The sequence below is a fragment of the Lysobacter auxotrophicus genome, assembly GCF_027924565.1.
GTDB classification, from domain to species: Bacteria; Pseudomonadota; Gammaproteobacteria; order Xanthomonadales; family Xanthomonadaceae; genus Lysobacter_J; species Lysobacter_J auxotrophicus.
Genome location: NZ_AP027041.1, coordinates 3381505 through 3394358, shown reverse-complemented (window position 1 = coordinate 3394358; position 12854 = coordinate 3381505). Strand labels below are relative to the sequence as shown.

The 12854-nt window shown below is 69.2% G+C and carries 12 protein-coding genes; all 12 read right to left on the bottom strand.

All coding sequences use genetic code 11. The annotated features are described in order from the left end of the window. Positions 1-278 precede the first annotated feature (278 nt). Positions 279-1478: a flagellar hook-associated protein FlgL gene (flgL, locus tag LA521A_RS15425; protein ID WP_281779742.1), complete on the bottom strand. Its 1200-nt coding sequence runs from the start codon at positions 1476-1478 to the stop codon at positions 279-281. Then, positions 1475-3355 carry a flagellar hook-associated protein FlgK gene (gene flgK, locus LA521A_RS15420; protein WP_281779741.1) on the bottom strand — a complete coding sequence of 627 codons (1881 nt, stop codon included), beginning with the start codon at positions 3353-3355 and terminating at the stop codon, positions 1475-1477. Before flgK ends, flgL begins: the two co-directional genes overlap by 4 nt. A 2-nt stretch (positions 3356-3357) precedes the next feature. After that, the gene (gene flgJ, locus LA521A_RS15415) at positions 3358-4314 is read right to left on the bottom strand and encodes a flagellar assembly peptidoglycan hydrolase FlgJ (protein ID WP_281779740.1); all 957 of its coding nucleotides are present in this window, start codon (positions 4312-4314) and stop codon (positions 3358-3360) included. Positions 4315-4590: 276 nt separating this feature from the next. Beyond that, positions 4591-5736: a flagellar basal body P-ring protein FlgI gene (locus tag LA521A_RS15410; protein ID WP_281779739.1), complete on the bottom strand. Its 1146-nt coding sequence runs from the start codon at positions 5734-5736 to the stop codon at positions 4591-4593. A gap of 218 nt (positions 5737-5954) precedes the next feature. After that, positions 5955-6638 (bottom strand): flagellar basal body L-ring protein FlgH, encoded by a 684-nt coding sequence (gene flgH, locus LA521A_RS15405; RefSeq protein ID WP_281779738.1) that lies wholly within the window; start codon positions 6636-6638, stop codon positions 5955-5957. An 8-nt stretch (positions 6639-6646) separates the two neighbouring features. Further along, positions 6647-7432, bottom strand: coding sequence for a flagellar basal-body rod protein FlgG (flgG, locus tag LA521A_RS15400; protein WP_281779737.1), 786 nt, complete (start codon positions 7430-7432; stop codon positions 6647-6649). 168 nt (positions 7433-7600) lie between these two features. Further along, positions 7601-8344 (bottom strand): flagellar basal-body rod protein FlgF, encoded by a 744-nt coding sequence (locus LA521A_RS15395; RefSeq protein ID WP_281779736.1) that lies wholly within the window; start codon positions 8342-8344, stop codon positions 7601-7603. A 30-nt stretch (positions 8345-8374) separates the two neighbouring features. Continuing rightward, positions 8375-9598 carry a flagellar hook protein FlgE gene (flgE, locus tag LA521A_RS15390; protein ID WP_281779735.1) on the bottom strand — a complete coding sequence of 408 codons (1224 nt, stop codon included), beginning with the start codon at positions 9596-9598 and terminating at the stop codon, positions 8375-8377. Positions 9599-9671: 73 nt separating this feature from the next. Continuing rightward, the gene (locus LA521A_RS15385) at positions 9672-10340 is read right to left on the bottom strand and encodes a flagellar hook capping FlgD N-terminal domain-containing protein (protein WP_281779734.1); all 669 of its coding nucleotides are present in this window, start codon (positions 10338-10340) and stop codon (positions 9672-9674) included. A 23-nt stretch (positions 10341-10363) separates the two neighbouring features. Continuing rightward, a complete protein-coding gene (flgC, locus tag LA521A_RS15380) occupies positions 10364-10771 on the bottom strand; it encodes a flagellar basal body rod protein FlgC (protein WP_281779733.1) in 408 nt (135 codons plus the stop codon). A 15-nt stretch (positions 10772-10786) separates the two neighbouring features. Then, on the bottom strand, positions 10787-11146 hold the full coding sequence (gene flgB / locus LA521A_RS15375; protein WP_281779732.1) for a flagellar basal body rod protein FlgB: 360 nt from the start codon (positions 11144-11146) through the stop codon (positions 10787-10789). Between the two features lie 216 nt (positions 11147-11362). After that, positions 11363-12289, bottom strand: a complete 927-nt coding sequence (locus tag LA521A_RS15370; RefSeq protein WP_281779731.1) for a chemotaxis protein CheV — start codon at positions 12287-12289, stop codon at positions 11363-11365. Between the last annotated feature and the right edge of the window lie 565 nt (positions 12290-12854).

Below are 12854 nucleotides of genomic sequence, written 5' to 3'. Positions count from 1 at the left end.
TCTTTGGAAGTGGGATGGATGTCTAGAAGCGCTTGATCGGTGATTGGTGATTCGTGATTCGTGATTCGTAAGAGCGGGGCTCCGGCCCGGAGCGGGGATCGCGAGGCCACCACTGGTTCTCCCCCGGCCTTTGTAGCCCGGGTAAGCGCAGCGCACCCGGGGTTACCGCGCCGGAGCCGTTGCCCCGGGTGCGGCCTTCGGCCTTACCCGGGCTACAACCGCCCGGCTCACGAATCACGAATCACCAATCACGAATCACGAATCACGAATCACCAACCTCACATCAAATCAAACAACGAACTCGACTGCAGCCGCATGAAGGCCTGCTGCGCGGCCTGCAGGGCCGTGCTTTCCAGCTGGAAACGGCTGATCGCCTCGGCGTAGTCCAGGTCGCGGATGCCCGACAGCGTGGTTTCCAGCGTGACCGACTGCGCTTCGCGCAATTCGGCCGCGCTGTCCATCGCCGCGAGCTGGGCGCCGCCGGTGGCGCGCCCGTCGATGAAGTGCTCCTGCGCCGTGGCCGCGTCGCGGAGCGACGCCTGCAACGCGTTCTGCTGCCTCGCGCGCTGCTGCGGGGAGTCGTCGGGCAGTTCGAGCGCGCCGACGAGGTCGTCGATCATGCCGAACACGTCGCGGGTTCCCGCCGGGCCGACGGAAAAACTGTCGCCCGCGGCCGGTGCGCCGTCCACGCGCAGGTTCAGCCCGCCGACGTTGATGCCTTCGCCGCTGACGTACGCGCCGGTGCCGATGACCGCACCGCCGGCGTCGCGAAGTTCGTAGGCGTCCGGCGCGGTGAACACGACGCTGAAACGGCCGCCGGTCCAGCTGCCCGACGCGTCCAGGCCGAACTCCATCAGCACGCCGGTGCCGGTGTTGGTCGCCGCCGCGGCACCGTTGACGCGGCCGTCGCCGGTCTTGACGCGCATGAACAACTCGCTGCCCGGCAGCGTGTCGGACACGAACTGGTCCGGTGCGATCTCCACCTCGCGCTGGCGCTGGTCGCCGGTGTAGCTGACGTCGCCGGCGCTCACCACGAACGGCGCGTGGTCGTCCGCGGTGCCGCCGAACAGGTAGCGCCCGCTGCCGTCCTGGCTGTTGGCCAGGCCGATGAGTTCCTCGCGGATCACCTTCAGCTCGGCGGTGATCGCCTTCTTGTCCTCGCTCGACATCGCGGCGTTGTTGGCCTGGATGGTGAGCTCGCGCACGCGCGCCAGGCGATCGCCCGCCTGCGCCAGCACGCTTTCCTGCAGGTTCAGACGGTTGCCCAGCAGGTTGGCGTTCTCGCCGAAACGTTCCAGCTCCGCGCTCGCGCGGTCCAGCGACACCGCGGTGCCGGCGGCGACGGGATCGTCCTTCGCCGTGACCAGGCGCTGGCCCGAGGCGAGCTGCTGCTGCGTATGCGACAGGCCCGCCTGCTTGCGCAGCATCGTGCCCAGTTGCAGTGCGTAGGCGCCGCTGGTGGAAATGCGATTGTTCATCGACGCACCGCGCTGAGCAGGGACTGGAACATCGTGTCGGCGGTGGAGATCACCTGCGCGGCGGCCTGGTAGGCCTGCTGGAAGCGCAGCATGTTGGCCGCCTCCTCGTCGATGTTCACGCCGGAAATCGAATCGCGCGCCGACTGCGCCTGGTCGTACAGCACCTGCTGCGCGTCGGCGGCGTAGTCCGCCTGTCGCGCGGCCGAGCCGATCGTCGTGGTCAGCCCGCCGATCGCGCCGTTGAGCGACACCGTGCCGCCGTTCAAGGCCTTCGCATCGTCGAGGTTGCCCAGCGCGATCGCGTTGCCGTTGTCGCTGGAGCCGGCGCCCGTGCTGCCCACGCTGAAGCGGTCGCCCGCGGCGGGCACGCCGTCCAGGCTGAGGCTCCAGCCGTTGGCGTTGATCGGCTGGCCCGCGGTGTACGGGAAGGGACCGGTGCCGTTGATCGTGTACTGCGTTGCGTCGATGAACTCGATGTCGGCGGGCGTGAGCAGGTTGGCGTGGGTGGCGTCGGTGACCTTCACCGTGCCGATCTTGCCGGTGCCGACGTTGTCGAGTTCGGCCTTCGCCTTCACCGGCGTGGCCGCCGCGATGCGGTTGGGGTCGTCGATGGCGACGCCGATCGCGCCGGCCGCGCCCGCGGTGGGCTGCAGCAGGAAACGATCGCCCGACGCCGGCGCACCGCCGACGACGAGTTCGACGCCGTTGACCACCAGCGGGTCGGCCGCGGTGCCGGTGCCTGTCAGCGGCACGTTGGCGCCGGTGTCGGCGCGCGTGGCGCTCCACGCGCTGCCGTCGAACTTCAGCACGACGTTCTGCGCGTCCAGCTTGGACAGGTCGCCGACGCTCGCGGTGAGCGTGCCGGTGCCGGTGTTGCTGGCGTGGTTGTTGACCTTCGGCGCGGGCACGGAGAAGAAGTCCGTGCCCATCTGGCCGTTGAGGTCCATGCCGGCGCGGTGCTGCTGGTTGAAGGCGTCGGCCAGGCCCACGGCGATGCGCCCGAGTTCGGCCTGCGCCGGATCGAGCACGTCGCTGCGGAAGTCCATCAGGCCGCCGATCTTGCCGCCCAGCGAGGCATCGTTGAGCTGGATCTGCTGGCCGTTGCCGTCCAGCGCCAGGCGCACGCGTTCGGGGCGATAGGGGTCGGTGGCGACGGTGAGTTTCGCCGACGTGTTGCCGACGACCAGCGCCTGCCCGCCGGCGGTGAACACGTTGAGCGCGCCGTCGCCCTGCTGCACCGCGGTGCCGCCGGTGAAGCCGACCATCTGCGAGACCAGGCGGTCGCGCTGGTCGAGCAGGTCGTTGGAGACGTTGTTCGGGTTGCTGGTGATCTCGCCGTTGAGGCGCGCGATCTCCGCGCCGATGCGGTTCACTTCCTCGGCGCTGCTGCGCAGGCCGCTGTTGACCTCGTTGCTCAGCGAATCGAGCTGGTTGTTGAGCTGCTTGAAGCGCGCGGTGAGCGCGTTCGCGTCGGACAGCACGTCCTCGCGCGCGGCGCTGGAGGCCGCGTTGCTGGTCAGGCCCGTGGCGGCGTCGAAGAAGTTCGACCACACGCCGGCCAGGCCGGTCGCCTTGTCGGAAAACAGGCTGTCCACGCGCGAGGCCAGGCCGGAAAGCTGCTGCGCGCGGGCCAGTTCGCCGCCGCTTTCCAGCAGGCGCGTGTTGGCGAGCTGGTCGGCGATGCGGCGCACGTCCGCCACCTGCACGCCGTTGCCGACGTAGCCGTAGCCCATGTCGGTGGGCGAGCGCGTGGACAGCTCCACGCGCTGGCGCGAATAGCCTTCGGTCGCGACGTTGGCGACGTTGTGGCTCACGGTCGCCAGCGCGCGCTGGAACGCGATCAGGGCGCCGGAGCCGGTGGACAGGACGTTGGCCATCGTCAGCCTCGTGTGTTGCCGTCGAGCGCGGCGAGCGCGCGGTTGAGCGTGGCGCCTTCGGCGATCGCGTTGATCTTCGCGGCGTAGGCGGGGTCGGTGGCGTAGCCGGCCTTCTGCAGCGCCTGCGCGAACTGGCGCGTGTCGCTGCCGGCCGCGCGCGCCTGCGCGTAACGCGGGTTGTTCAGCAGCCTGGCGTAGTCGGCGAAGCTCTCGCCGATGGAGCCGTAGGCGCGGAAATCGGCGCGCTCGCTCACGCGCGTGCCGCCGACGTACTCGTGCGTGCCGGCGTTGATGCGCTGGCCGCTCCACTTCGAGCCGGCCTTGATGCCGAACAGGTTGTGCGAGGTGACTTCGCCGCCGCCTTTCGCCAGGCGCCGGCCCCAGCCGGTTTCCAGCGCGGCCTGCGCGACGAGCGCCTTCGGATCCACGCCCAGTTCCTGCGCGGTGCGCTGCGCGTGCGGCCAGACCGACTTCACGAACGCTTCCGGACTGGAGCAGTCGAGCTTCGCGTTCGGATCGCATTCGACCTGCGCCGTTTCCACGCGCAGCAGGGCGGGCGCGGCGAGCGCCGGAAGCGAGACGCCGTCGCTGCTGGGCGTGAGTGACAGCGACATCGGCGAGGCGGCGGGCGAGAACGGCAAACCGCCCGGCGGCGTCGCCGTCGCGGTGGCGCCGCCGGTGTCGCGGGTGAGCTGCTGCACGATGATCGGCGCCAGGCCCAGGCCGCGCCCCTTGGCGAGCTCGCGCGAGAGCTGCTGGTCGTACATGTCGCGGTAGGTGGAGTTATCGCCCATCAGCGGATCGCCGAAGGACGCGCTGCGCATCGACTTGACCAGCATCTGCGCGAACTGCGCTTCCAGCTGCTGCGCGGCGTATTCCACGCGCGAGCGGTCGGCGCGCGGCGCACCGTCGGTGCTGGGCGTCGATAGCGGCTGGGACAGGGCGGGGCGCAGGTGCATGGTGGGGTCAAGGCAAGAGTTGTGCCGTGACGTTTTTCTCCCTCCCCTGCGTGCAGGGGAGGGTTGGGGAGGGGTACGCGCCGCGAAGCGGCGGCATCGCGGCGAGTTCGGCGCTGGCCCGCCTCACGACCCCCTCCCAACCCGCAGCCATCCGGCAATAGCCCGATGGCGTTCGACCGGACGCGCGCCACTGGCGCGCAGGCAGTCCGCTCTCACCCCCTGCATGCAGGGGGAGGGGCAAAAGCGCTGCGGTTTCCTCGTTCCGCGCAGCGCCCATCAGATCACCTCCAGCTCCGCCCGCAGCGCGCCGGCGCGCTTGAGCGCTTCCAGGATCGCCACGATGTCGCCGGGCGCGGCGCCCACGGCGTTCACCGCGCGGACGATCTGCTCCAGCGACGTGCCGCCCTGGAACAGGAACATGCGGCCGCCGTCCTGGCTGGCTTCCACGGTGGACTGCGGCGTGACCACGGTCTGGCCGCGGCTGAATTCGTTGGGCTGGCTGACCTGCGTGTTCTCGGAGATCGACACCGTGAGCGAGCCGTGCGACACCGCTGCCGGCAGCACGCTCACCTGGCCGCCCATCACGACGGTACCGGTGCGCGAATTGACGATGACCTTGGACGCCGCGGCGCCGGGGCTCACGTCGAGGGATTCGAGCTTCGCCAGAAAACCGACGCGGTCGCCGTCGGAGGGCGGCGCGACTTCGATGGTGACGGCGTCCACGGCGCGGGCGCGGCCGTTGCCGAACTCGCGGTTCACCGCATCGACGATGTGCGCGGCAGTGGTGAAGTCGGCTTCGTGCAGGTTGAGCGTGACGTTGCCCGACGCCGGCGCACCGGCGACGGCGCGCTCGACGATGGCGCCGTTCGGGATGCGGCCGCCGTTGGGCGCGTTGACCGAGATGCGCGAGCCGTCCTTGCCCGACGCGCCGAAGCCCGACACGACCAGGCTGCCCTGCGCGATGGCGTAGATCTCGCCGTCGGCACCGCGCAGCGGCGCCATCAGCAGGCTGCCGCCGCGCAGGGAACCCGCGTTGCCGATGGACGAGACGGTGACGTCGATCGGCTGGCCGGGCTTGGCGTACGGCGGAAGTTCGGCGTGGATCGCGACGGCGGCGACGTTCTTCAGCTGCGGATTGACGCCCGGCGGAATGCTGACGCCGAGCTGGTCGAGCATCGTCTTCAGGCTCTGCACGGTGAAGGGCGTCTGGCTGGTGCGGTCGCCGCTGCCGTCCAGACCCACGACCAGGCCGTAGCCGATCAGCGGATTGCCGCGCACGCCCGCGACCTGCGCGAGGTCCTTGATGCGCTCGGCCCGCGCCGGCGGCACGACGGCGAGCGTGAGCACCAGGCCGGCGAGGGTGCAGGCGATGGCGTAGGCGATGAGGCCAGTGCCTTTGGGGAGGCGGGGGTTGCGCGTCATCCCCAGCACTTTCAGACCCGTCATCCCGGCGAACGCCGGGACCCAGGCCCGCAGTGTCGAAAGCAGCGTCGCGATGGATTCAAACGCAGCCAGCCTGGGTCCCGGCGTGCGCCGGGATGACGAGGCGATGGGGCGCGATGAGGCGGACTGTGACGGCACCGGAGCGGACGACCCGCGCGTCGAAGAAGACGAAGAATCACGAGTGTTCATACGCCCCCTCAGTACGGATAAACCGCGGAATTGAAGAACCGGCCGAGCCAGCCCATCGCGTTGGAACGCGCCAGGGTGCCGCGGCCGCCATAGACGATCTGCGCATCGCCGACGCGATCGGAGGAAATGCGGTTGTCGGGACCGATATCGGCCGTGCGCACGATTCCTTGAACCTGGATCAGCTCGTCGCCCTGGTTCAGGCGCAGCTGCTTCTGGCCGCGCACCAGCAGGTTGCCGTTGCCCAGGTTCTGCACGACGGTCGCCGTCACCGAGCCGTTGAGGCGGTTGCTCTGCGTGCTGTTGCCCGAGCCCTGGAAATCGCGCGAGCCTTCGACCGACGCTTCCAGGATCGCGTTGCCCTTGTAGGTGATCGGCACGCCGGCGATGGTCGGCGCGGCCATGTCGATGCCCGATTCCTTGCTGACCGACGTGTTGGCCTGCGCGCGCGCGCTGGTGTTTTCGACCAGCACGATGGTGACCAGGTCGCCGACGTCGCGCGCCTTGTTGTCCTCGAACAGGCGCAGGCTGCGGCTGCCGTAGATCGAGCCTTCGCTGGCGGGCGTGGCGGGGGCGGCGATCGCCGAGGCCGGGGCGGCCATCGGCGCAAACGGGCGCACGTCGCCGACGACGGCGGCGCACCCGGCCAGCGCGAGCGTCGCGCCGGCGATGGAAACACGGAAGAAGGCGTTCACGCCGCGACTCACAGATTGTTGTTGAGGAAGCCGAGCATCGTGTCGGTGGTCGAGATCGCCTTGGCGTTGGTCTCGTACGCGCGCTGGGTTTCGATCATCGACACCAGCTCCTCCACGACGTTGACGTTGGAGCCTTCCAGCTGGCCCTGCGCGAGCTGGCCGATGCCGTTGGTGCCCGGCGCGCCCTGCTGCGCGGGGCCGCTGGCGCCGGTCTCGACGAACAGGTTCCCGCCGATGGCCTGCAGGCCCGACGGGTTCACGAAATCGGCCAGCGTCAGCGCGCCGACCTGCACGTCGTCGGCCTGGCCCTGCACCTTCACCGACACGGTGCCGTCGGCGCCGATGGTCACGCTTTGCGTGCCTTCGGGAAACTGGATGCCCGGTTGCACCGGGTAACCGGCGCTGGTCACCAGCTCGCCCTGCGAATTGCGCTTGAAGCTGCCGTCGCGCGTGTAGGCGCTGCTGCCGTCGGGCATCAGCACTTCGAAGAAACCGCGGCCGTCGATGCCGACGTCCAGCGCGCCGTTGGTGACGTTGAGGTTGCCCTGCGAGAACTCCTTCGCCGTGGCCGCCACGCGCACGCCGGTGCCGGTGGACAGCCCGGTCGGCATCTGCGTCTGCTCGGACGTCGCACCGCCGGGCTGGCGCACGGTCTGGTAGAGCAGGTCCTGGAACTCCGCGCGATCGCGCTTGAAGCCGGTCGTGTTGACGTTGGACAGGTTGTTCGAGATGACCGCCATGCGCGTCTGCTGCGCGTCGAGGCCGGTCTTGGCGATCCATAGCGCCTGGGTCATGGCGTTGTCTCCTGTTCGTCGAAGCCTTCCTGTCGTCATCCCGGCGAAGGCCGGGACCCAGGCGGGGAAGGCTTCGGTTCTGTTGCGGTTTTAGATCGATGCGTTACGGGCCTGGGTCCCGGCCTTCGCCGGGATGACGGCGAAGGCGCGGCGCCTCAAGGACCACCGTCAGCGAGAACCCAGCAGCGAATTCGCGCTGCGTGCGTTCTCATCCACACTCTGCAAGACGCGTACCTGCATCTCGAACGCGCGCGCGGTCTGGATCATCTGCACCAGCATCGAGGTCGCCTCGACGTTGCTGTTCTCCACCGCGCCGGGCGTGAGCGATTCGCCGGCGGCGGGCGCGGGCGGCTGGCCGTTGCCGGGGCGCATCAGGCCGTCGTCGCCGCGCACCAGCTCCGCCGTGCGCGCCTGCACGACGCCCAGGCGGCCGGCCTCGGCGATGGTGTTGGCCGGCTGGCCCTGCGGAACGATCGAGATGGTGCCGTCGCTGGCGATGTCCATCGACTGGAACGGCGGCACCGTCACCGGCGCGCCGTCGCTTCCGAGCACCGGACGGCCGTTGCTGGTCAGCAGGCCGTTGGCGTTCATCGCCAGGTTTCCGGCGCGCGTGTAGGCGGGGTTGCCCTGCGCGTCCTGCACGGTGAGCCAGCGGTCCTGGTTCAGCGCGACGTCCAGCGTGTTGCCGGTCTGCAGGATCGCGCCGTGCGTGTCGCTCACGCCGTACGCCTGCGCGGCGGCGGCCACGCGCGAGGCGTGGCCGTTGCCCTTCACCGGCGTCGCGGTGGAACCGGCGAGCGTCGCCTGGAAACCCACCGTGTTGGCGTTGGCGAGGTTGTGCGACACCGATGCCTGCGTCTTCAGCGACGTGCTGGCGCCGGTCATCGCGATGTAGAGCGCGCGGTCGGTCATGGCGGACCTCCTATCTCATCGCGTCCGCGCTTAGCGGATGTTGATGATCGTCTGGGTGACCTGGTCCTGCGTCGAGATCATCTGCGCGTTCGCCTGGAAGTTGCGCTGCGCGGTGATCATGTTGACCAGCTGTTCGGTGAGATCGACCGTGGACGCTTCCAGCGCGCCGGACTGCAGCGTGCCGAAGTCCGCGGTGTCCGGCGCGCCGATGCGCGGATCGCCCGACGCGTAGGTTTCGGCCCACACGTTGTTGCCCTGCGGCTGCAGGCCCTGCGGGTTGGTGAAGGTGCCCAGCGCGATCTGGCCCAGCGGCTGGTCGGCGCCGTTGGAGAAGCGCGCGTAGACCACGCCGGTGGAGTCGATGTCGATCTCGTTGAGCTTGCCGGCGGCGTAACCGTCCGGATTGATGTCGCGCAGCGAGAACGCCGAGCCGTACTGCGCCGAGCCGGACACGTTCAGCGTCAGGTTCATGACGCCCGCACCGGTGGTCGGGGTGAACGGATCCATCGCGATCTGCCCGTTCGCCGGCGAGATCAGCGCGCCGGAGCCGTTGAACTGCAGCGTCGTCGGCGCACCCACGGCGGTGCCGTCGATGAAGTTGTGCACCTGCCATTCGTTCGGATTGGCCGTCTTCACGAAGTAGGAGGTCTGCACGTGCGCCACGCCGAGCGAGTCGTACACGGTCGCGCCGCCGCTGGAGTGGTTGTAGGTGTTGGTGTCGGTCGGATCGAACGGCGCGATCGTCGGCGCCGCCGCGTTGCCGGGCAGCGTCACCTGCATCACCACGTTGCTCGACGCCTGCGGCGGGCTGGTGGTGGTGAGCAGCTGCAGGTCGACCATGCGGCCGACGTCGAAGCCGTTGCCGTTGGCGTTCGGCGCGAACACCTGCAGGCGCTTGCCGTCGGGCGTGCCGATGAATCCGTTCGCATCGGGCTGGAAATTGCCCGCTCGCGAGTACACGCGCGCACCGTTGTCGTTGAGCACGAAGAAGCCTTCGCCGTCGATCGCGACGTCCAGGCCGCGGCCGGTCGGGTCGATGTTGCCCTGCGAGAACTGCTGCGCGACGTTGCTCAGCTTCACGCCCGAACCGATCGCGTTGCGCGACAGGCCGTAGGCGGTGGAGGAGAACAGGTCGGCGAATTCCGCGCGCGATTCCTTGAAGCCGGTGGTGTTGACGTTGGCGATGTTGTTCGCCGTGACGTTGAGGTCGGCGTTGGCGGCGTTGATGCCCGACAGCGAGGTGTTGAAACCCATTGGATGTTCTCCGGAGAGAGGAAGCCCCTCTCCCGCGAGCGGGGAAGGGGTTTGGGGTGAGAGCTGCGGTTCGTCAGCGGATGCGCAGCACGTAATCCAGCGGCGCCGTGCCCAGCCCCGCGAGGTCGAGGAACACGCCGTCGCTGCCGACGGTCACGCTGTCCACGCGCGATTCGACGTAGGTGCTGAGATCCTTCTTGGTCTCGCCCGAGCCGATCGTCGCGGTGACGCCGTACGTGCCAGCGGCCAGGCGGTTGCCGTTGGCATCGCGGCCGTCCCATTCGAAGGCGACTTCACCGGCCTTTTCGGCCTGCACGGTGAGCTTGCGGACGCTCTGTCCGTTGGCGTCGGTGATCTCGAAGGTGACGGTGCCCGAGTCGGGCGCGGCGACCACGCCGTTGACGCTGCCCTCGCTGCCCAGCGACATCTTCGCCGACGGCACCAGCACGCTGCGGCCGACGAGCGAGGCGCCGCGCAGCATCTGGTCGGTGGCCAGCGAGCCGTTGAAGCTGTCCATCGAGGTCTGCAGGCCCTGGATGCCCTGCACGGTCGAGAACTGCGCGAGCTGCCCGAGGAATTCGCTGTTCTGCATCGGGTTCAGCGGATCCTGGTGCTGCAGCTGCTCGGTCATCAGGCGCAGGAAATCGGCCTGGCCGAGCGACTCGGTCTTCTTCTTCGTGTCCGTGCCGCCGGACGCGTTGGCGCCGAGGCTGGAGTAGATATCGGAGGCGATGGAGGTCATGGGGTTCCTTCGTGCGGAAGCGGTCAGCGGCCCATCTGCAACGTCGACAACGCCAGTTCCTTGGCGCTGTTGAACACTTCGACGTTGGCCTGGTAGCTGCGCGAGGCGGAAATCAGGTCGACCATCTGCGCCACCGGATCGACCGCGGGCGCGTACACGTAGCCCTGCGCGTCGGCGAGCGGGTGGCCGGGTTCGTAGCGCTTGAGCGGCGCGTCGGTGCTCTCGCGCACCTCGGCCACGTTGACGCCGGCCAGCGAGGGATCGCCGGGCACGCCTTCGGCGCGGAACACGGGCTGCTTGGCGCGATAGACCTCGTCGGGATTGCCGGAAACCGAATCGGCGTTGGCGAGGTTCGACGCTATGGTCGACAACCGCACCGACTGGGCGTTCATCGCCGAACCGGCGACGTCGAAAATGGGCAGGTTGCTCATGCGCGCGCGTCCACGTTACTGGCCAGTGATGGCGGTGAGCATCCCGCGCACCTTGGATTCGACGAAGGTCAGCGAGGCGCGGTACTCCAGCGCCGCCTGCGCGAACAACGCGTGCTCGCGCTCGCCGTCGACCGTGTTGCCGTCGACGCTGGGCTGGCTGCTGGGCCGTGCGTAGCGCGCGCCCTGCGCCGCGGCGTCGATGGCGTCGCCCGCGGCGGCGTTGGGCTGCAGCGCCGATTGCAGCGCCGAGGTGAAGTCCAGGTCCTGCGCCTTGAAGTTCGGCGTATCGGCGTTGGCCAGGTTGGCCGACAGCACCTGCAGCCGCTGCTCGCGCAGGGCCAGCGCAGTGCCGTGGATGCCAAGGAAATCGGACATGACGCCTCCGGGCGTGGGTTCACCGGAGACAGAGGCAAGCGGCGTGCCAGAGGGCATGTTTGCTCCCTCCCCTGCGTGCAGGGGAGGGTTGGGGAGGGGTTGCGCAGGCGCGGGAGCGCCAAGCTCAGCGAAGTGCGCCGATCGCTACGGCGCTGTGCACGGCACCCCTCCCCAACCCTCCCCTACTAAGTAAGGGAGGGAGCGGAAAGCGTCGCTTCACCCCAGCGAATTCACCCGCGCCGCCACGCGCTGCGCCAGCTCGTGCTCGGAGTACTTGGGCACGAAGTCGTCCGCGCCCACGCGCTCGACCATGGCCTGGTTGAACACGCCCGACAGCGACGTGTGTAGCAGGACGAACATGTCCCGCAGGGCCGGGTCGCGTCGGATTTCCGTCGTCAGGGTGTAGCCGTCCATGGCCGGCATCTCGATGTCGGAGATGACCATGGCGTAGCGCTCGTGCGGGTCGATGCCGCTCAGGACCAGCGCCTGGAGGTGCTCCAGCGCCTGGCGGCCGTCGGACAGCAGCGTCGAGCCCAGGCCCAGCTGCTCCAGCACCATGCGGATCTGGTTGCGCGCCACGCGCGAGTCGTCGACCACCAGCACCTCGCGCGGCGCGGTCGGGCTGGTCGCGGCGAGCGGGGCGATGCGGTCGGCGTCGCTGCCGCGCGGGGCGGATTCGGCCAGCACGCTTTCCACGTCGATCAGCTGGATCAGCTCGCCGTGGTGGCGCGTGACGCCGGTGAGGTAGTGCTGCTCGGCGCCGTGTTCCGGCGGCGGGTGGATGTCCTGCACCGCGATGTTGACGATGCGGTCCACCGCCGAGACCAGGAAGCCCTGGACGGAGCGGTTGAACTCGGTGACCACCAGGTACTTGGGCTCGGTCGAATGGGCGTCGCCGTGGCCGATCGCGTGCGCCAGGTCCAGCACCGGGATGCTGCGCCCGCGCACGTCGGCCGCGCCGCTGAACGCCGGCGGCAGCTGGGGCAGGGTGAACAGCGGCGGGCGCGGCAGGACCTCCTGCACCTTGAAGACGTTCACGCCAAAAAGCTGACGCGTGCCCAGGCGGAAGAGCAGCAGCGCCAGCCGGTTGTGGCCGGCAAGGCGCGTGCGTTGGTCGATGCGGTCGAGCAGGTCCTGACTCATGCTTCGGGTTGTCGGCCGGGGTGGGCGGGACTTGAGTGGTCGCGGTGCGGTGCAAAGGGTGGGCCGCCGTCATCCCGGCGAAGGCCGGGACCCAGGCGCGTAACGCACGGCATTCCCATCGCGGCCAACCACCTCTCACCGTCGTCCCGGCGAAGTCCGGGACCCAGGCCCGTACCGCACGGGCCTCCCGCACTGGCAAACACCCCCTCACCGTCATCCCGGCGAAGGCCGGGACCCAGGCCTGTACGGCACGGGCACTCCCGCACCGGCAAACACCCCCTCACCGTCATTCAAGTGAAGGCCGGCGCCCACGCCCGTAACGCACGGGCACTCCCGCACCGGCAATACACCCCACCGTCATTCCAGCGAAAGCTGGAACCCATTTTGATCCCGCTCTTGCTGCGGCCCTTGCTCTTGCCGCTTCGCTCCCGCTCTTTGATCGTCATCCCCGCGAACGCGCGGATCCAGGGACGTTCCACGCTTTCCTGTAACCCTTCAGATCAGAAGAGGAAACAGGAACCGCAACCGCAACCGCAACAACGCAGCGCGGTGCTACACCGGCCGT